The organism is Gordonia sp. ABKF26 (assembly GCF_041103195.1).
GTDB classification, from domain to species: Bacteria; Actinomycetota; Actinomycetes; order Mycobacteriales; family Mycobacteriaceae; genus Gordonia; species Gordonia terrae.
In genome coordinates this window covers 2190396-2210272 of sequence record NZ_JBGCVZ010000003.1, presented here as the reverse complement: position 1 = coordinate 2210272, position 19877 = coordinate 2190396, and the positions used below count along the sequence as shown (strand labels likewise).

19 protein-coding genes and 1 tRNA gene are annotated in these 19877 nt (G+C 68.4%); 14 read left to right on the top strand and 6 right to left on the bottom strand.

From position 1 onward, the window contains the following. The first annotated feature begins 82 nt into the window (after positions 1–82). From AB4Z55_RS10270 to AB4Z55_RS10235, 8 genes are all read left to right on the top strand, one after another. On the top strand, positions 83–1282 hold the full coding sequence (locus tag AB4Z55_RS10270; RefSeq protein ID WP_101821108.1) for an NAD(P)/FAD-dependent oxidoreductase: 1200 nt from the start codon (positions 83–85) through the stop codon (positions 1280–1282). 109 nt (positions 1283–1391) lie between these two features. Beyond that, positions 1392–1826, top strand: a complete 435-nt coding sequence (locus AB4Z55_RS10265; protein ID WP_369519664.1) for a DUF1801 domain-containing protein — start codon at positions 1392–1394, stop codon at positions 1824–1826. A 213-nt stretch (positions 1827–2039) separates the two neighbouring features. Next, entirely contained in the window at positions 2040–3344 is a 1305-nt protein-coding gene (locus tag AB4Z55_RS10260) for a hypothetical protein (RefSeq protein WP_369519663.1), read from the top strand. Between the two features lie 154 nt (positions 3345–3498). Continuing rightward, on the top strand, positions 3499–4677 hold the full coding sequence (locus AB4Z55_RS10255; RefSeq protein ID WP_369520997.1) for an AAA family ATPase: 1179 nt from the start codon (positions 3499–3501) through the stop codon (positions 4675–4677). After that, positions 4674–5963: a VWA-like domain-containing protein gene (locus AB4Z55_RS10250; protein ID WP_369519662.1), complete on the top strand. Its 1290-nt coding sequence runs from the start codon at positions 4674–4676 to the stop codon at positions 5961–5963. The genes AB4Z55_RS10255 and AB4Z55_RS10250 overlap by 4 nt, the downstream gene beginning before the upstream one ends. A 249-nt stretch (positions 5964–6212) precedes the next feature. Further along, positions 6213–7070 carry a hypothetical protein gene (locus AB4Z55_RS10245; RefSeq protein WP_369519661.1) on the top strand — a complete coding sequence of 286 codons (858 nt, stop codon included), beginning with the start codon at positions 6213–6215 and terminating at the stop codon, positions 7068–7070. 49 nt (positions 7071–7119) lie between these two features. Next, positions 7120–7497, top strand: a complete 378-nt coding sequence (locus AB4Z55_RS10240; RefSeq protein ID WP_064571672.1) for a VOC family protein — start codon at positions 7120–7122, stop codon at positions 7495–7497. 108 nt (positions 7498–7605) lie between these two features. After that, positions 7606–8583, top strand: coding sequence for a hypothetical protein (locus AB4Z55_RS10235; RefSeq protein WP_369519660.1), 978 nt, complete (start codon positions 7606–7608; stop codon positions 8581–8583). 2 nt (positions 8584–8585) lie between these two features. Here the strand turns inward: AB4Z55_RS10235 and AB4Z55_RS10230 are convergent, their stop codons facing one another. Continuing rightward, entirely contained in the window at positions 8586–9293 is a 708-nt protein-coding gene (locus tag AB4Z55_RS10230; RefSeq protein WP_369519659.1) for an alpha/beta fold hydrolase, read from the bottom strand. Between the two features lie 284 nt (positions 9294–9577). Here AB4Z55_RS10230 and AB4Z55_RS10225 point away from each other — a divergent pair, with 284 nt between their 5' ends. From AB4Z55_RS10225 to AB4Z55_RS10210, 4 genes are all read left to right on the top strand, one after another. Continuing rightward, a complete protein-coding gene (locus AB4Z55_RS10225; protein ID WP_369519658.1) occupies positions 9578–9928 on the top strand; it encodes an ArsR/SmtB family transcription factor in 351 nt (116 codons plus the stop codon). Further along, positions 9918–10445 (top strand): hypothetical protein, encoded by a 528-nt coding sequence (locus tag AB4Z55_RS10220; RefSeq protein ID WP_248643170.1) that lies wholly within the window; start codon positions 9918–9920, stop codon positions 10443–10445. The genes AB4Z55_RS10225 and AB4Z55_RS10220 overlap by 11 nt, the downstream gene beginning before the upstream one ends. A gap of 18 nt (positions 10446–10463) precedes the next feature. Continuing rightward, on the top strand, positions 10464–10763 hold the full coding sequence (locus tag AB4Z55_RS10215) for a YciI family protein (protein ID WP_064571669.1): 300 nt from the start codon (positions 10464–10466) through the stop codon (positions 10761–10763). A 119-nt stretch (positions 10764–10882) separates the two neighbouring features. After that, positions 10883–11911: a LuxR C-terminal-related transcriptional regulator gene (locus AB4Z55_RS10210; protein ID WP_369519657.1), complete on the top strand. Its 1029-nt coding sequence runs from the start codon at positions 10883–10885 to the stop codon at positions 11909–11911. Here the strand turns inward: AB4Z55_RS10210 and AB4Z55_RS10205 are convergent. From AB4Z55_RS10205 to pgm, 4 genes are all read right to left on the bottom strand, one after another. Then, positions 11904–13022, bottom strand: coding sequence for a class II histone deacetylase (locus tag AB4Z55_RS10205; protein WP_369519656.1), 1119 nt, complete (start codon positions 13020–13022; stop codon positions 11904–11906). The two genes, AB4Z55_RS10210 and AB4Z55_RS10205, sit on opposite strands and share 8 nt — an antisense overlap. Positions 13023–13214: 192 nt before the next feature. Next, positions 13215–13287 (bottom strand) — tRNA-Ala (locus tag AB4Z55_RS10200). 129 nt (positions 13288–13416) lie between these two features. After that, positions 13417–14169, bottom strand: coding sequence for a DsbA family protein (locus AB4Z55_RS10195; RefSeq protein WP_004023680.1), 753 nt, complete (start codon positions 14167–14169; stop codon positions 13417–13419). Positions 14170–14251: 82 nt separating this feature from the next. Then, on the bottom strand, positions 14252–15895 hold the full coding sequence (gene pgm / locus AB4Z55_RS10190; RefSeq protein ID WP_033205641.1) for a phosphoglucomutase (alpha-D-glucose-1,6-bisphosphate-dependent): 1644 nt from the start codon (positions 15893–15895) through the stop codon (positions 14252–14254). A 121-nt stretch (positions 15896–16016) separates the two neighbouring features. Here pgm and AB4Z55_RS10185 point away from each other — a divergent pair, with 121 nt between their 5' ends. Beyond that, positions 16017–16652 (top strand): alpha/beta hydrolase, encoded by a 636-nt coding sequence (locus AB4Z55_RS10185; RefSeq protein ID WP_101821122.1) that lies wholly within the window; start codon positions 16017–16019, stop codon positions 16650–16652. A 4-nt stretch (positions 16653–16656) separates the two neighbouring features. Here the strand turns inward: AB4Z55_RS10185 and AB4Z55_RS10180 are convergent, their stop codons facing one another. Then, a complete protein-coding gene (locus tag AB4Z55_RS10180) occupies positions 16657–18441 on the bottom strand; it encodes a long-chain-acyl-CoA synthetase (RefSeq protein WP_369519655.1) in 1785 nt (594 codons plus the stop codon). A 196-nt stretch (positions 18442–18637) separates the two neighbouring features. Here AB4Z55_RS10180 and AB4Z55_RS10175 point away from each other — a divergent pair, with 196 nt between their 5' ends. Then, complete coding sequence (locus AB4Z55_RS10175) at positions 18638–19870, top strand: CaiB/BaiF CoA transferase family protein (protein ID WP_369519654.1); 1233 nt, start codon at positions 18638–18640, stop codon at positions 19868–19870. The last annotated feature ends 7 nt before the right edge of the window (positions 19871–19877 follow it).

Genomic DNA, 19877 nt, shown 5'->3' with positions numbered 1-19877 from the left:
TGGCCGCGGCCGACGAGGACCCGGCGGGCGGCACGGCCGTGTCCCCCGGTTTTCCCGACAGCCCGGCCGGGTATCCCCACGCATGACCTCAACTCGTGAGACCCGACACTTCGACGTCGTCGTCATCGGCGGCGGGAATGCCGGCCTCAGCGCAGCGGCGCGCCTGCTGCGCCTGGGCTTTCCCGACGTCGCGGTGATCGAACCGCAGGCCGTGCACACCTACCGCCCGCTCCTGTCCTATGTCGGCGGCGGCCAGGCGTCGCTTCGTGACGCCGAGCGCACACAGCGATCGGTCACGCCGGACGGGGTGACCTGGCTGCGGGACACGGCTGTCGTCGTCGACGCGGGCAAGCGAACGATCCGCTGTGCCTCGGGCGTCGACATCGGCTACCGAGACCTCATCCTGGCCGTCGGACTCGTGCCGGATCACGACGCGATGCCGGGGATCGACCTCGCGATCGCCGACCCGGCGGTCGCCAGCAACTATCTCGACCGAGCCGAACAGACGTGGGATCTGGTGACCTCGATGCCGCGGGGCGGACGCGCCGTGTTCACCGTCCCGCGTCCGCCGGTCAGCTGCACCGGCACCACCCTCAAACCGTTGTTCCTCGCCGCCGCCCAGTGGCGGCGGGCCGGAATACTCGAATCCCTCGACATCACCCTGACCGTCGACCGGCCGCATCTGCTCGGCGTCGACGGCCTCGATGCCCGTCTGTCGGAGTGCCTCGACGAACTCGGCGTCCGCGTCCTGCTCGACAGCTCCGTCCGGCTCCACCCGGTCGATCGCCGGGTCACCGTGGTGACGGGCTCGGACACGCAGGACGTGCACTACGACATGCTGCATCTCGTGCCGCCGTTCCGTGGACCCGACCTGGTCACCGACTCGGGCCTGTCCGGCACCCGCGACCGGGGACTCGTCGACATCGACCCGCACACCCTCCGACACCGGACCCACCCGTCGGTCTGGGGCGCCGGCGACGGGGCCGCGATCGCCACCGACCCGTCCGGCGGCGGGCTGCGACGACAGATCGCGGTGCTCGTCGACAATCTCGCCGCGGCGCGGGCCGGCGAGGAACTGACGGCCTACGACGGGTACACGGTCGCTCCGATCGCGACCGACGCCCACCATCTGATCGCCGCCGAGTTCGACCGCGACGGAACACTGACGTCGTCGTTGCCGTCGGTGATCGACCCGCTCAAACCGCGTCGGAGCGCGTGGGCCTTCGACCGTTACGTCCTGCCGCGCCTCTACTGGAACGCAATCCTGCGCGGCCGGGTGTGAAACGCGCCCACCTGCCCCATCGGTTCGGAATCGAGAAGCTCTGCGGCCCGACCCGCACTACCGTGGGAAACGCCTCGGCACCGGGGCGTTGACCACGAAAGGAATGCGAATGGGCGACTCGGGAGGATTCTCCGACCAGGAACGTGCCGCGATGAAGGAGCGTGCGGCGGAACTCGAGAAGGAGAAGGCCCGCGGGCGCGGCAACAAGCGCGCGGCCGAGGAACTCGATCTGCTCGCCAAACTGGAGAACATGGAGCCGGCCGATCGCGCGCTGGCCGAACGCATCCACGCGATCGTGACCGCGACCGCGCCGGACCTGGCGCCGAAACTCTGGTACGGGCAACCGGCCTACGCGCTGAAGGGCAAAGTGGTGTGCTTCTTCCGGAGCGGCCAGGACGACAAGGAACGCTACTCCACCTTCGGCTTCACCCAGAACGCGAACCTCGACGACGGCGGCTTCTGGCCCACGTCATTCGCGGTCAGTGCATTGGACACCGACGCCGAGAAGACCATCGCAACACTGGTCGCCCAGGCTGTGAACTGACCGTCCGGGTATCCGGGACAGGCCGCGGAAGCCACCCCTCTGGCCAAGAGGACTGCGACACGGTATATTTCGTCAGGTGTTGACTTCCTCTGAACAAAGATTGGGGGTCCACGTCGTGCGCGGTGAGTGCTGATGCGCCTCCCGCCCACGACTGGAATTCCTCCCCGCCTCGCCCCCTGGCTCCGCGCCCGTCAATTCGCGGTACCACCCTCCATGATCGACGCCGCCACCGCTGCGCGTCGTGCCGCCGACTGGATCGGCGCTTGCGCCGCAGCAGGTTTCGACGCCGACATCGATCTGGACGCCGTGCGCCGAAGGTGCGGCGCCGACCTGGCCGAACACCTTCAGGACGACCTCCTCCATCTCGCGCCCGACCTGCTGCGTTGGCATCTGCCGCGGATGGGCCCCGCCGGACACCTGCGCCCTGGCCTCACCATCGCACTTGCCCGATATGGACACGATCCCGGAAACCGTTTCGGCACAGCAGGTTCGGTATATCTCGTGGCACGGACCGCACCGCGGTGGGCCGACGCCGGACAGCGAGTGACGCTGACCCTGTGGGACGGGTCGACGCCCGTCCCCCATCCACACCCCCGGCCGGACCGCAGATACCGGCTCGACCTGCATCGTCACCTGTGGGACGTCCGCCGCACAGGAGAACTCCGAATGCGTTGCGGTGCCTCCTCATCACCGTCACCGCCGACCCCGCCCCCGCCGAGTGACCCGCCCGACGGATGCGCCGTCGATCGATGGGCAGCCGAAGCCGCCTTGGTCCTCCGCGCCGACGGCCGTCGGTCAGGGTGCGTGCGGATACGGCTCGGATCCGGTCGAGAACTGTTCCTGCACACCGACATCGACGATCTCGACGCCACCCGGTGGGTCGTCGACCCCCCTGCGGGAGGGATCACGGCTCTGCCGGTTCTTCCCGACGCCGCGACCAGGACGCTTCCGGATCTCGAACTGATCCGACACGGCGCGATCACACCCGATCGGTTGCACCCGCTGGTGGCGGCCGCGCTCACGCCCGAGTGCACCTCGGCACCTCGTGATCGAGAAGAGCTGAACGGAAACGGCTTTCATGCGGTGCGATGTCGGGGCGAGCTACATCGCATCGGGATCGCCGACGGACTTCTCTCGGCCCTCGATCACGACCGCGACGAGATCCGCCGCGAGGAGATGCTGGCCTCACTCACGGGCACACCCCTGCCCTGCCTGCAGGCCATCGACCGCGCCCACCGGCGGCCCGATTGCCTCGCCGGAGTACGAGAACGACTCGACTTCGGCGACATCGACGGCGCACTGGCGATCGTGGAACGACTACTCGGCCCGGAGGCGACCCTGCGGAACGGGCCGCTGCGTGATGCGGTCGAACGCACCCGCGCGCAACAGGAGATCTACGACGCGTATCGCGCCGGGGCGACAGATCCTGTTCCGCAGCCGGTTCCGGGCGGGCCCCGCCGTCGTCACCACCGCGGTCGGCGTCGGCGCGCCCGTCCGCGCCACGCAACTCAACTCTGACGCCGACAACACCCCCACTTCTCCCACCCCTAGGTGAATCATGTCCACACACACCATGCCCACTGTCACCACAGCCACTGACATCACGGCCACCGAGGCCCATTCGACATACCTCGGCAGGGCCGAACTCGACAGGGCCGCCTCGCTCCTCGCGATGCTCGAGGAGACGACCACCGAACAGCGGACCCATGACCAGCTCGAAGCGCTCACGCTCGCGGTGGCCGCCGACCTCCCGGTCCTGCTGTGGGGTGAACCGGGGATCGGCAAGACCGCGGCACTGACACAACTCGCCGAGTCCCTGGACCTGCCACTCACGACGGTGATCGCGAGCGTTCACGAGCCCTCGGACTTCTCCGGGCTACCCATCATCGGGGATGACCCGGCCACCCGGGGCGTTCCCATGGCACCACCGGACTGGGCCGTTCGTCTCGCCGACGCCGGCCGCGGGTTGCTCTTCCTCGACGAGCTCTCCACGGCACCTCCGGCAGTACAGGCGGCGCTCCTGCGACTGGTGCTCGAGAGACGAGTGGGCGCTCTGCAGTTGCCTCCCGATGTGCGGATCGTCGCCGCCGCCAACCCGCCGTCGTCGGCGGCGGACGGCTGGGAGCTGAGTGCACCGCTCGCCAACCGTTTCGTCCATCTGCACTGGACCCACGATCACGACGTCGTGGTCCGCGGCCTCGGCGGCACCTGGCCCACGACGGACCTGCCGACCCTGGACGCGGAGAAATTCCCCAGTGCAGTCGATTTCGCGCGCCGAGCCGTGTGCACGTTGCTGGCGGCGCGTCCCGCGCTGGTCCATCAGCTCCCCGGGAGCCAAACCCGTCGGGGCGGCGCCTGGCCCTCGCCGCGAAGTTGGGCCGCGACGGTGCGACTGATCGCGTTCGCCACCGCCGCGTCGGCGTCATCCGACGTCCTGTCGCTGTTGGTCCGCGGCACGGTGGGCGACGGGCCCGGCTTCGAATTGCTGGCGAGTATGGATCACATGGATCTGCCGGATCCAGAAACGCTGCTCGCCGATCCGTCAGCGGCGCAACTCCCCGAGCGAGGTGACCTGCGTCAGGCGACACTCGACGCCGTCGTCGCCGCGGTCCGGCGTCGCCCCGATCGGACCCGGTGGGACGCCGCATGGGAGGTGCTGGCCGTCGCGGTCCAGACCGGCGCACCTGATCTCGTGGTGGTTCCGGCGGCCACCCTGGCGACGCTACGACGGGACGACTGGCAGATCCCCGACACCATCGACCGACTGGCGGGGGTGGTGTCGGTGTCCCGCGCGGCCGATGAGGCCGCCGACCGGGTCGCCGCGCGCCCAGGACAGGACCGGATGCGATGACGGTGACCGAAGCATTGGTGGCGGCGCCATCGGTGTCGGTCTCAGACAAGATCTACGCGGCGCGCCTGCACGCGGTGCGCGCACGGCCGTACATGGCAACCGCGCTCTACGCCCTGCACCTCATCGAGTCGCCGCTCGTCCCGACCATGAGCGTCGACCGCTATTGGCGCTGCTACCTGTCGCCGGCGTTCGTCGCGAGCCGACCCGAGGAGGAGATCGCCGCTCTCCTGGTGCACGAGGTGTCACATCTCCTCCGGGATCACGCCGCCCGGTCCGACCGGTACGCCGAGGATCACGGCTTCGACAGCCCGGCGGAACGGTTGCGGATGAACATCGCCGCCGACTTCGAGATCAACGACGACGTGTACGGGTCCGGGCTTGTCACGCCCGACGACGCAGTGCACCCGTCCGCACTCGACCTGGACACCGGATTGCTGATGGAGGACTACCTCCGCTGGTTCAGTCTGGGTCCGCGGACCGAGGCGATGGCCTGGCTCGAATGCGGTAGCGGAGGCGACGGCCGACATCGCGAGTGGGAACGGGGGCCGGAGGGCGCCGATGGTCTGAGCGGCCAGGAACGCGACGCCGTCCGGTTCAAGGTCGCGACGGCGATCTCCGACCGCGCAGGCGATGTCCCGGCCGGCTGGCGGCGGTGGGCGCACGATGCCGTGCACCCGCCGCAGCCATGGCAGGCCCTGTTGGGCGCCGCGATCCGGGCCGCGGTGTCGACCTCCGGCGTCGGCGACGACTACACCTTCGGGCGGCCGGCGAGGCGGTCGGTCGCGCTGCCCGGTGTGATCGTGCCCAGTCTTCGACGGACCCCGCCGAAGGTGAGTGTCGTGATCGACACCTCGGGATCGGTCAGCGACGCCGAACTCGGCAGCGCGCTGCTCGAGGTCGCCGCGATCGCACGTGCCCTCAGCGGCCGACGCGATCTGCTCACCGTGGTGTCGTGCGACGCCGCGGCGCATGTCGCACAACCCATCTGCCGTGCGGAGAGCATCCCGCTACACGGCGGCGGCGGGACCGACCTGCGTTCCGGGTTCGACGCCGCCCTGCGTACCCGACCCGACGTTGTCGTCGCACTGACCGACGGACACACTCCATGGCCGAGTCACCGGCCCGCCTGCCGCACCATCGTCGGGCTCTTCGCTCGCGAGTATCGCGCGTACGCCCCGCTCAACGCCTCACCCGTGGCCGCATACGCCGGTGGCACCTATTCCGGCGGTGGGTCGGCGCCACCCGACTGGGCGCAGGTCGTGCGCATCGGCGAGCCGGGCCGGTGAGCGCCTCGGAGGGTCCTCACGACCCACACCACGACCCGCCGCGCCTCGATTTCCGTCCACCTCAGCAGGGTCGAAGGGCATATTGCCCTCGGAGGACGCTCACGAGGACGAGAAATTCCCGAACCACCGACCGATCCGCCGCGTCCCGGTCGAATGGTCATCCGCGTCGAGCACCGCCCGACGAAACGCGGGGCCGAACGATCCGGTAGATCTGGGGTGCGGCCAGTCGCAGGGAAGGTGACGCAACCGATGACTCTGTCAGACGTGAACCCCGAGCGGACCCTGTGGCGGGCCTACGAGCCGATCCACGCGATCTGCTACTTCGATCCGCTGTTCGCGACTGTCATGGCCGAGAGCGGGCTGACCGGCTGGTGGAACGGCTACTTCGCCGGGCGCGCCGCCCCGCTCGGCGCGACGCCGCCGGAAGTGGTCTCGGCGCTGTTCTACGGGTTCGCCCCGGCGATGGTCGCCCGAGCGATCCCCAAGGTGTGGACTCGCATCACTCCGCGGGATGCCCTCGACGCTCGTTTCGACGCCGCCGAGCGAGTCCTCGGTGAGCACGCGTCGGCCGGATCGACCGATGACCTGCGCCGGGCCACCGACAATCTGGAACGTGCTGTCGACGCCCTCTCCCACGACGGGCGGGCTCTGGCCGCCGCGTGGAGTTCCGTTGCCCGACCGGCGTCGATGCTGGGGCGATTGTGGTTGGCCACCACCGTTCTCCGTGAACACCGCGGCGACGGTCATGTCGCGGCCGCTACCGCCGCCGGCCTGACCGGACTGCAGGCGTCGATGACCCACATCGCCGGCGGGCACGTCGACCGGACGCTCATCCAGGACAATCGCGGCTGGACCGACCACCAGTGGGACAGCGCACGCCGCTCCCTCGAGGACATCGGAATCCTCTCTGGCGACGGAACTCTGACCGACCGCGGCGCCGCCCTTCGTGAACAGGTCGAGGCGACCACCGACCACCTCGCCAATTCGAGCGTCCGTTTCCTGCCCGACTCCGACTGGACCGTCCGGGTCCTCCGGTCGCTGTCACGTGCGCTCGTCGATCGTGGCGTGATCCCCTTCCCCAATCCCATCGGGGTGCCGCGCCCCTGAGCGGGGCATTCCGGCCGGTTCCGCCGGTGGTCCGACTACTCTGGCCGCCATGATCACCGCGGTACACACACTGATCTACTGCGACGACCCGGAGGCCGCCCGCGCCTTTTTTCGCGACGTCCTCGCCTTCCCGCACGTCGACACCGGTGGCGGATGGCTGATCTTCCAGACCGGCCCCAGCGAGTTGGGCGCGCACCCCGACAAGTGGGAGCACGAAGGGACCGCCGGCCGCACCGATCAGAAGTTCGATGTCTCGTTCATGTGCGACGACCTCGAGTCGACGATGCACGAACTCTCCGCGCGGGGCGCCGAATTCGTCGGCGCTCCGACCGACGAGGGATGGGGCGTGACCGTCGGGATCAAGGTTCCCGGCGCCGGGCAGATCACCTTGTACGAGCCGAAATACCCGCCGCCCGCGCTCCGGTGACCGGTCGGGCCGATGGTCGCGCGTCGCTCATTCGGTCGCATGAAAGCCGATCTCCCCGAGCGTCGCGCGCGGTAATCTCCCGAGGTCACCGACCGTGAGGAGCCGACCGTGGGCAGTCCCTACGACCCCAATCAGCCGACCGCCATGGGTCCGCAGGGGCCGCAGCAACCCGGATGGCCGCCGGCCGGCGGTCACCAACCCGGTGGACCGCACGCGACTCCGGGTCAGCCGCCGCAGGGCGGGCAGCCCTACGGTCAACAGCCATACGGCCAACAACCTTTCGGACAGCAGCCGTACGGCCAACCTTTCGGTCAACAACCGTTCGGTCAACAGCCATACGGCCAGCAACCCGTCGGTCAGCAGCCGCCGCCCCCGTCTTCCGGCGGCGGCAAGAAATGGTGGTTCATCGGCGGCGGCGGAGTCGTCCTCATCGTGATCGTCGTCGTGGCGGTGGTACTGGCCCTCACCCTGAGCGGGGGCGAGGACGAGCCATCGCCACCGACCGCCTCGGCGCTCGATCTCGTCCTGCCCGAGGACCAGTTCCCGGACATCACTGGCGATTTCACCACCGAGACGGGTAGCACCGACGACGACGGCAGCACCGTGGACAACGAGAAGTGCGCAACGCTGGTCGACTCGCAGCAGACCACCGGCGAACGAGCCGAACGTGAGCTCACCGAGACCTCGTCGTCGAGCGAGATCCTCTTCGGACTCGACAACTACAGTGCCGACGTGACCAAACCGGCCGACAACGGTTATGACGACTTCGACGAGATCGTTTCCGCCTGTTCGTCGTTCAACCTGACACTCGACGACGGTGATGTCCCGGTTGCGCTCACGCTCGACGAGGTCGAGCTGCCGATAGACAGTGACTACAAGGCGGTACGGATGACCGGCGCGTACGAGGTCGGTGAATTCCAGCTCAACCTGGCGGGAATCATCGTGATCGGCGAGGAGCGGGGCGTGTCGTTCTCGGTCACGCACAACACCGTCGACGACACCCCGCCCGCCGCGGACCCCGAGGTCAACAACAACCTGGCCGAGATGTTCACGGCGCAGCGACAGATCATCACCGACGCTGCCTAGAGTTACCTCCGCTCGCCGAGGAGCATCTGCGCCAACGCAACCGGGTCGTCGAAGATGCTCATGTGCCAGGCGTCGGCACGGACGATGAAGTCCGATCCCGGTATCCGACGATGCATGGCTTCCATGGAGGCGACGTCGGACACCGTGTCGTGTTCGGCCGCGAGCACGGTCACCGGGCATGAGATCGACGCCGTGCGTTGCGAACAGTCGAAGTGGGCGATCGCGCGGAGCGCCGACGCCCAGGACGCGTGGTCCGCTGCGGCCACGGCCTCGCGAGCGTAGCGGACGACCGGTCCGTCGTTGCGCAATTCGTCTGCGCTGAACCAGCGTCCGAGTGTGCCGTCGACGTCGACGGACCCCACTTCGACGGCGGCGGCCACCGCGTCGAATGCCGGGAAAGGCGTGTCCCGCGTGCACAACAGGGTGAGGCGCGAGACGAGATCGGGCCGCGCGATCGCGAGTTCGAGTGCGACCTGCCCACCGAAGGAATGGCCCACCACATGCCAGGGCGCCTCAACCGCAGCCGACTGCGCGACTTCGGCGGCAAGCCGTTGCTGCAGACCGAAACCTCTGTAGCCAGGCGGAGGCACCATCTCGGGGGTGATCACGTGCCCGTTCCCGGACAGTTGAGCCCGCACGCCGTCCCAGACTGCGGGTGACATCGGGGTTCCGGGAAGGAGCAGCCACACCGGGGGCGCTGTCGTCGTCATCTCTTCTCCTGCGGGATCGGCTCGCGACACGGTCACTGTACGTCCGGTCGACTCGTCCCACCGTGACCAGCGATCCGCCGGCCACCGGATCTCCTCGATTCCCTGCGGAGATGTGTCAGCAAACGCTAACGTTAGTCGTGAACGACGAATCTGGCACAAGGAGTCACCATGGGAGCACCGGTCGTGTTCTTCGAGAACACCTCTCACGACCCCCGCATCGACGACCTGCAGACCTCCCTCGACCGGGCCGTGACACTCGGCAGCAAAGCGATCGGACTCCCGACATGACCGACAAGGCGCCGGGCGTCGACGAGGCCCTGCGCGCGATGGCCGAGCCCCGGCGCCGCGCCATCCTCGAACTCGTCTCCGGCGCAGAGCTTTCGGCGGGCGAGATCGCCGCACGCTTCGATGTCAGCCGTACCGCGATCTCCCAGCACCTCACGGTGCTGAAGGACGCCGGATTGCTCGCCGAACGGCGCGAGGGAACGCGGCGCATCTACCGCACCCGACCCGAGGGCATCGACCGACTGCGCGACCTGCTCGACGACATGTGGGCGTCATCCCTCGACGTCGCGCGGCAGCTGGTAGAGGCCGAACGCGGGCTGACCGACGACGAGGTGAACCGTGCCGGGTGAGCGCGCGACCGGCGAGTCCCCCGGCGAGGGTTCCGTTCTCCCGCTGCGCCGCCCACCGATCCGCCGATCCACCACTGTCCGCAGCGATCTCGACCATGTCTTCACCACGTTCGTCCGGACGATCGGGGTCTGGTGGCCGCTACAACCGATGTCGATCGGTGGGGACCGGGCCCGCACCGTGACTATCGACGAGTACACCGGCGGGCGGGTGTACGAGACCTGGGACGACGGCACCACCGCCGAATGGGGCCGCCTCGCGGTGTGGGAGCCCCCGAATCGATTCGTCATGTCGTGGCTGAACACCCCGGCGCCGACCGAGGTCGAGCTGGCGTTCACCGCTCTCGGTCCGACACTGACGCGAGTGTCCGTGGAGCACCGCGGCTGGGAGCATCTCACCGAGGACCAGTTGCGCGAAGACTGCGCCACCCCCGGCGGTTACAGCTCCGGCGCGTACTCCGGCGGCTGGGCCGCAGCCCTGGCGGCGTCGGTCGCCGCCATCGAATCCACACTCCCCTGATCACAGGAGGCTCATCGCATGTCCCACTTCGTGTACAAACTCGTCCCACCCAGGCCCACCTTCGGTCCCGGGGACATGTCCGACGACGAGGCCGCCATCATGGGCCGACACAGCGCGTACTGGTCGGGTCTCCTCGCCGACGGCACCGCAGTCATCTTCGGACCGGTGGTCGACCCGGCCGGGAACTGGGGCCTGGGCGTCGTGCGCGCAGATTCCGAGGACGCGGTCCGGGCGATCAGTGCCGCCGACCCGGCCGTCACCTCCGGCCTCGCCCGCGTCGAGATACTCCCCATGCCCGTGGGCATCGGGCGCGATTGACCGTCGCGACCTCGCCGCAGCACTGTCCCCGCCGTCGCGTCGGAATGTTGCCGCGGATCGCGCCGACGTGATGTGACCGACTTCCCGCGGCGCCCGCGTCGAGTCACTACACTGGCCAAATGGGCGATCCGGCAACCGATCTGACGCGAGGTCAGTTGACGCGGGCAGTACGGCTGCTCCAAGGCCATGTGCACTTCGACGCCGCGCTGCTCATCCACCAGCCGGAGGGCGCTCGGTCTCGTATCGTGTCCCGGGTCGGGTACTCCTCGGGTTCGGCCTGGGCCTTGCAACACCTGTTCCCTCGTGATTATGAGGTCGGTTTCACGAACCGACTCAACCCCTCAGACGGCCTGCCTCTCTCGATCAGCGACGTCGGTGGACGGGTCCGCGACGAGTTCACCCGCACCGTGCTGTTCGAGCAGTACCTGCGGGCCGAGGGCTTCGCAGACGGGATGACGGTCGAGTTGTTCGACGGTGGCGATTACGTGGGTCTCGCGCACTTCTCTGCTCGACGCCCCGACGCATTCGCAGCGCCACAACGCGCGTTGGCCCGCGACCTGTCGGGTTTGCTGGCGCTGGTCCTGCGACCGGACCAGGCGTCGGAGAACATTCGGCGACCATCGTCGGACGACGCGGGCTCGGCCGTGCCGGCCCCGTCCACCGTCTACCTGCGCCGGGGCGCTCGGACCCTGTCTGCTGGTCCGGTGGACGTCCCGTTCGTCACCGAAGCCGCTTTCGTCCATGTGGTGGACGACTTCGTCGCCTGCGGCGTCGGCGAACTCCGACACCTGTGGTGGCATCGGGGAACCTGGTACCGGGTGATGCTCTCGCGCCTCGGCGACTTCGGCGACCTCAGGGTGACGGCCTGGCCGGTGACCTCCGAACAGGTGTGGCACCTGAGTCGACAGGAGGTGCGCGTACTCAGCGGGCTGGTGGTCGGACGCACCGACGTTGCGATCGCCACGGGACTGAATCTGAGTCCGCGGACGGTGCACACGCACATGGTGAACATCCGACGCAAGCTCGGGGTGGACCGACGGACCGAGGCGGCGGCCAGGGCGACGGCGACCGCAACCGTCGTCCCCGGCCCCGCGACAGCGCCCGTCGCCGAGCTGGCACGGATCTACCGCGACTCGTTCCCTACGTGATATCCGCCAGCAGCTCCGCGGCCGCGTCGACCGCCTCGCGCTCATGGGCGAGCAGGTCATCGCCGCCCATGGGACCCAGGATCGGTGCGAACGCGTCGGCGGTACCGGTGGAGACGCCGGCGAGCTCCTCGACCACCGCAAGCCCGCAGAACGGAACGTAGTACGGGCTGTAGCCACCCTCCTGGAGACAGATGAGTCTCCCGCCGGCCACCTCATCGGCCACGTCGATGATCTTCCTGGCCAGCGATCGGAATCCGTCTGCGCGCAACATCATCCGCGCCAGGGGGTCCATCATCGAAGCGTCGAAACCGCTCGCCACGATGATCAGTTCGGGACGGTAGGCGCGCAGCGCGGGCAGGACCACCGCGTCGAAGGCGTATTCGTATGCGCCACTGCCACCGCCGGGAGGCAGCGGGACGTTGAGGGTGAAGCCGAACCCGTCACCGGAACCCCGCTCGTCGCGGAACCCAGAGTCGGACGGGAAGCAGCGATCCTGGTGCACCGAGATGTTCAACACGTTCGACGACTCGCGGAAGATGTCCTGGGCGCCGTTGCCGTGGTGGACATCCCAGTCGACGATCGCCACGCGTGTCATCCCGAGCACGTCGAGCGCGTGCGCTGCGGCGATCGCGCCGTTGTTGAAGATGCAGAACCCACGGCCGGTGGCGCGCTCGGCGTGGTGCCCCGGCGGGTTGATGAGTGCGTAGGCGTTGCTCACGGTGCCGTCGGCCACCGCGCGAACGGCCTCGATCGCGCCTCCGGCCGCGAGCAGCGCGATGTGGTGCCCACCGTTGCCGAACGGCGACACCCCGTCACCGGCGTCGCCGCCCTTCGGGAGGGCACTCTCGGTGACGATACGGTCGTAGTGGGCGGCGTCGTGGACTCGGAGGACGTCCTCGCGGGTCGCGGGCGCCGGCTCGAGCTGTCGCAGCGAGTTGATCAGACCGGAGGCGCTGATCAACTCGTGGAGCCGCCTCTTGGTGTCGGGGTGTGCGACGTGATGCGCGATGGGCTGGGTCAGGGCGTCGACGCTGGGCGGGAAGATGCCGCCGCTGCCTGTGTCCGCCCAGCCATAAAGCGTGTTCCAGATGTATCCGGTGGTCGTTGCCACGATCGTTCCTTCCGTCCGAACCCGTGTGTCGGTGGACACAGCATCATCGGAGCGGTGACGACTGTCATCGGTACAAATACTGAGGTGGACGAGCCGGGGATCGGCGGTGGGGACGGTCGACAGCCAGCCTGGAGTCGTGGCAACCGATGAGAAAAGCCCGTCCCGACATCAGTCGGAACGGGCTTCGTTCGGTGGAGCTAAGGGGACTCGAACCCCTGACCCCCACACTGCCAGTGTGGTGCGCTACCAGCTGCGCCATAGCCCCGTATTTTGTTGTTCCGCCCTGTTCAAGGGCACTGGCGAAGTTACACCATCTCGGCGATACCAGCCAAATCGCCAGGACGCCGACCCGATTGGTGTCGGGTCGGCGTCCCGCGACTCAGGAGTTGCCCCTCTAGGAGTTGCCACCACCCAGGATGCTGTCGAGCCAGGCGTTGCCCTCGAGGACGCCGTCGACGGGCTCGCCGTCGTGCAGCACGGTCGGGGTGCCGACCTGGCCGCCCGTCGCCTTCGACAGTTCGTCGGTCGACTTCTGCGCGGTCTCCTTTGCCTGGGCGACCTTCGCGTTGTCGGTGATGCAGGTCGCGGTCGCCGGGGTCGCACCCTGTTCGGTCGCCATGCGTGCGAGTTCCGGGCTCGTGATGTTGCCGGTGCCGTCCTCGGGCGGCTGCGCGGCGAACAGCGCACTGTGGAACCGCAGGAACAGGTCGGTGTTCTGCTCGTCGGCCACGCAGGCCAGCGCGCCGGCCGCACGGGAGCTGTAGTCACCGGTCGCCGATCGCGAGTCCAGGAAGTGCAGCGTGTGGTAGCGCACGCGGAGCTTGCCCTCGGTGACGGCCTTGGTGATGGCCGGCCCGGACTGCTGCTCGAAGACCTTGCACACCGGACACATGGGGTCCTCGAAGACGTCGATCAGCGGCGCGGTCTCCGGACCCACGATCATCGTCGAACTCGACGCCAGCGCGGCCTGATCGGTCTCGCCCTTACCGCGTCCGCTCCACCAGATACCGCCGATGACGAGGCCCGCGATCACGAGGATGGCCACGCCGCCGAGCACGTACGTCATCGTGTTCGACGGCGCGCTCGGCTGATACTTCGAGTTGGAGGTGCGGGGCACCGATGCTCCCGGCTTGCGCTTCTTGCTCACATTCCGACAATAACGGCGTCGCGCTGAAAATTGTCTGAGGGATGAGCGCGGGCGGTGACCGCCCGAGACCGGACCGAGCCGGTCAGCTCCCCAACGCCGCGTCGACGACCTGCTGCGCCTCTTGTTGCACCTGCGCGAGATGCTCTGCGCCCTTGAACGACTCGGCATAGATCTTGTAGACGTCCTCGGTGCCCGACGGGCGCGCGGCGAACCAGGCGTTCTCCGTCGTCACCTTGAGACCGCCGATCGGCGCGCCGTTGCCGGGCGCCGACGTCATGATCGCCGAGATGGGTTCGCCGGCCAGTTCGGTCGCGGTCACCTGCTCCGGCGACAGCTTCGACAGCACCGCCTTCTGCTCCCGGCTGGCCGGGGCGTCGATCCGTGCGTAGGCCGTCGTGCCGTACTCCTCGGCGAGTTCGGCATACCGCTGCGACGGCGTCTTGCCCGTCACCGCGAGGATCTCCGACGCGAGCAGCGCCATGATGATGCCGTCCTTGTCCGTCGACCACGGGCTGCCGTCGAACGTCAGGAACGACGCGCCGGCGCTCTCCTCACCGCCGAAGGCCACGCGACCGTTCAGCAGGCCGTCGACGAACCACTTGAAGCCCACCGGCACCTCGAGCAGCGGGCGGCCGATCCCGGCGACCACCCGGTCGATCAGCGACGACGACACGAGCGTCTTCCCGACGGCCGCCGACTCCGACCACTGCGGACGGTGGGTGAACAGGTAGTCGATGGCGACCGCGAGATAGTGGTTCGGGTTCATCAGACCGGCGTCGGGCGTGACGATGCCGTGGCGGTCCGAGTCGGCGTCGTTGCCGGTCGCGATGTCATAGGAGTCGCGGGCGGAGATGAGCGAGGCCATCGCGTTGGCCGACGAACAGTCCATCCGGATCTTGCCGTCGGTGTCGAGGGTCATGAACGAGAACGTCGGGTCCACGGTCGGGTTCACGACCGTCAGATGGTCGAGGTTGTATCGCAGCCCCAGCAGGGCCCAATAGCCGACCGATGCGCCGCCCAGCGGGTCCGCGCCGATGCGGATCCCCGCGTCGTGGATGGCCTTCATGTCCACCACGTCGCCGAGACCGTCGATGTAGTTGAGCAGGAACGAGTAGTCCTGGACGTAGTCACCGCTGCGGGCGCGGTCGAACGGGATCCGCGCGACGCCGTCGAGCTTCTGCTCGAGCAGCTCGTTCGCCCGCGCCGCCACCACGGAGGTGATCGAGGTGTCTGCCGGGCCCCCGGTCGGTGGGTTGTATTTGAACCCGCCGTCGCGGGGCGGGTTGTGCGACGGTGTCACGACGATGCCGTCGGACAGCACCCCGGGGTTGTCGCGATTGAACGTGAGGATGGCGCGACTGACCGCGGGCGTCGGCGTGAAGGAGTCGCTCTCGGCGGTGTAGACGGTCACCTCGTTCGCCGCGAGCACCTCGAGCGCCGTGCGCCAGGCAGGCACCGACAGTGCGTGGGTGTCGAAGCCGATGAACAGCGGGCCGGAGATCCCGGCCGAACGCCGGTAGTCGACGATCGCCTGCGTCGTCGCGAGGATGTGGGCTTCGTTGAAGGCGTTGTCGAAGCTCGACCCCCGGTGTCCCGACGTCCCGAACACCACCTGCTGCAACGGGTCTGACGGATCGGGTGTGTTGTCGTAATAGGCACGCACCAGGGCGTCCACATCGACGAGGTCTTCGGGCAGGGCCAAGGTACCAGCGCGAGGATGTGCCATGACCGCGATTCTGCCACTCCACACGCCGTTCGCCCGGTTGACGAACCGATCCGTCCGGTCGCGGAAACCGAATCGCTACGGTGAGACGATCGTCGTCACCGCATCGGAGGGGCCCGCACACATGCTGATCTCGGGATTGCCGGGGCTGTTGTCACCCGGACGCCGTTCCCCCGGCCTGCTCGTGCTCGTGCTCCCGGGCGGCACGGACAACAGCCGCACACCGTTCAGTCCCTGGCAGCCCTCCGCGCTGCGCATGTACCCGTTCACCTGGTCGCTGCGCCTTCGCTTCGGCCGGTCCGTGCGCGTTCACCAGGTCGGTTATCGCGTCTACGGCTGGAACGGCGACGAGAACTCTCCCATGCTGCCCGCGCGCGCCGCACTCGACGAGATGTGTCGACGACACCCCGGTGTCCCCGTCGTCGCGATCGGCCATTCCATGGGCGGGCGCGTGGCCGCCCACCTCGCCGCCGACCGCCGGGTCATCGGTGTCCTCGGACTCGCGCCCTGGTGGCAGTTCGCCGACTGGCGGCACATCCAGCCCGGCGCGCGGGTCGTCGCGGTACACGGCGACGCCGACACCCGGACCCTTGCGAAGCGGACCCGCAAGGGCATCGACGAGCTGTCGACACAGGGGGTCGACGCCGAGTTCATCCCGGTCCCCGACGGCGGTCACGCCATGCTCGACCACATCGGGTTGTGGCAGCGCAGCGCTCTCGACTTCGTCGGTGAACGGTTGTCCGCGCTACGACCCGCCTGACGCGTCAGCCCTTCCGACGCGCCCCGGCCAGTTCGTCGACGAATTCGGGGTAGAACTCGACGTACTTCTCCCCCGCCAACATGTACAGCGGGTCGTCACCGGTCTCGGCGTACCCCTGCTTGCGCAGCTCGGTGCGCATGTTCTTGAACGTCGACGTGTGCTCGAGTTGCGGGACGATCCGCACGAACAGCGGCAATGCGTAGGCCGGCAGTCCGGTGCGAACGTGCCGCGCCAGCCCGTCCGCGTCGAACGACTCCCCGTCCTGCAAGCTGATGGCGGCCATGCCGGCCTTGCCGTCGACCCCCGGGATCGGCACACCGAACACGACTGCCTCCTCGACGGCCGGGTGGGCGTCGAGCACGGCCTCGACCTCGGTGGTGGCCACGTTCTCACCCTTCCACCGGAAGGTGTCGCCGATGCGGTCGACGAAACCGATGTGCGAGAAACCCTGATCGCGCACGACGTCTCCGCTGTTGAACCACTTGTCGCCCTTACGCTTCGCGTCGCGGACGATTTTCCGCTCGGTCGCCTTCGGATCGGTGTAACCGTCGAAGGGAACTCGCGAGTTGATCTGCGCCAGAAGCAAACCGGTTCCGCCACGGCCGACCGGCTTCACCCGGCCGTCGGGACCGCGCAGCGGCTCTCCGGTCTCCTCGTCGTATTCGACGATCGTGTACGGCAACGGCGAGAACCCGGCCGTCTTGGACAAGCCGAAGACATTGATGAATCCGATGTTCGCCTCGCTCGCCGCGTACAACTCGACGATGCGGTCGATGCCGAAGCGTTCGGTGAACGCATCCCAGATGTCCGGGCGCAGACCGTTGCCGACGGCGAGGCGCAGGCGGTGCGCACGATCGGTCGGCTTCGGCGGCTGCGCAAGCAGATAGCGGCACAGCTCACCGATGTAGGCGAACGCGGTGGCGTCGTTCTCGATGACCTCGTCGATGAACTTCGACGCCGAGAACTGCTTGCCGATGGCCAGGCACGCGCCCGACGCGAGGACCGACGACACCGAGATCGTGAGTGCGTTGTTGTGATAGAAGGGCAGCGCCGTGTACATGACGTCGTCGCCGCGCAGCCGGATTCCCAGACCACCGATGCCGTTCATGGCCACCAGCCAGCGATAGTGACTCATCTTGCTGGCCTTGGGATACCCGGTGGTGCCGGACGTGAAGATGTAGATGGCGGTCGATCCGACCTCGATCGACTCGGTGACCGCCAGGTCGAGGGGCGAGCAACGCGCGGTCAGGGTGGCGAGCTCGTCGAAGGTGAACTCCTTCGCCGGGCGGCACCCGGCGGGCACCGACTCGAGCGCCTCCAACAGATCGCGCTCGTAGAGAACGACTTTCGGCTCGATCAGACCGAGGCTGTGTTCGAGAACAGTGCCCCGCTGGTTGTAGTTCAGCATGCCGCAGATCGCACCCGTCTTGACGATGGCGAGCATGGTGATGACCACATCGGGGTGGTTGCGCGACAGCACGGCGACGACGTCCCCGCGACCGACGCCCTCCCGAATCAGGAAGTCGGCGAGCCGGTTCGCCCGCGCGTTGGCATCGCGATAGGTGATCGAGGTGCCCTCTAACCGGAGAAAATCCCGGTCGGGGTACTTGTCGACGCTCTGCTGGAAGCGCTTGCCGATCGACATCTTGGTCGTCGGCGGCTTGGGCAGCATCTGCGGCAAGGTGCGCAGGATCGTGCCGGCATCACCACGCAGCGACGCGACTCCCGACATCATGTCGGCCAACCGGATGTCCGGCAGGAGTCCCGTTCCCGATGCGTGATCAACCATGTTTTCCAGCCTCCCCTGTGTGTTGGACGACACACACCCTAGCCGGGATTCGTCGTCAATGACACGGCGGGGCGTAATTGTTCCAATCGATCCATGTGCGGTCGGGCCCGGTCACCGCCGCGCAACTCCCAACGCGATCCTCGCTGCGTCGATGTCGGAGCTTGGCGAGCGCCGGGTGACCGGCCACACTGTCCTGATGACCGACACCTCGCGACCGATGAGCGAACGCCCCGCCGGCCCCCTCGACGGCGTCATCGTGCTCGAGTTGGGCACGCTCATCGCGGGCCCCCACGCCGCACGACTGCTGGGCGACATGGGCGCCGAGGTCATCAAGATCGAGGCGCCGGGCAAGCCCGACCCGATCCGCACCTGGGGCCAGGCCGAGGTCGACGGCCACCGCTTCTACTGGACGGTTCACGGGCGCAACAAGAAAGCGGTCACCCTCGACCTGCGGTCCGATCGCGGCCGCGAACTGTTCCTCGATCTCGCCGAGCGCGCCGACGTCGTCGTCGAGAACTTCCGCCCCGGAACGCTGGAGCGGCTCGGCATCGGCCCGGACGTGCTGTCCGCACGCAACCCGGGCATCGTCGTGGTGCGTGTCTCGGGTTATGGCCAGACCGGCCCGGATTCGACCCGCGCCGGTTACGCCTCGGTCGCCGAGGCCGCGAGCGGGCTGCGTCATCTGAACGGGTACCCAGGCCAGCTCCCGCCGCGGATCGCCCTCTCGCTGGGCGACACACTGGCGGGGATGTTCGCGGCGCAGGGCGCACTCGCCGCGCTGGTCCGGCGTTCGGTGACCGGCAGGGGGCAGGTCGTGGACACCTCGCTCATCGAATCCTGTGTGGCGGTACAGGAATCGGCCATCGCGGACTACGACGCCGGGGGCGTCGTGCGCGGGCCGTCGGGCACCCGCCTCGACGGCATCGCGCCGTCGAACCTCTACCCCACCAGCGAGGGCACCCACGTCATCATCGCCGCCAACCAGGACTCGGTCTTCGCGAGGCTGTGCGCAGCGATGGGACAGCCCGAACTCGCGACCGACGATCGGTTCGCCGATCACGCCGCTCGTGGCCGCAACCAGGACGAACTCGACGCCCTCATCGGCGACTGGTCACGACAGCACTCCCCGGAGAAGTTGACCGAGATCCTAGGCGCGGCAGGCGTTGTCGTGGGTCCGGTGAACACCGTCGCCGAGGTGGTCGCCGACCCGCACCTGAAGGAGCGCGGGATGATCGCCGAACACTACGACGAACGTGCCCAGCGCACCGTGCTCGGACCGGGCGTCGTGCCGCAGTTCAGCGACACCCCCGGCGGCATCCGCAACGCCGGTCCCCCGGCCCCCGGTTGCGACAACGAGGCCGTCTACGGCGGGTTGCTGGGGTTGTCCGAAGACGAGGTCGCGGCGTTGCGGGAGGCCGGGGTCATCTGACACTCGG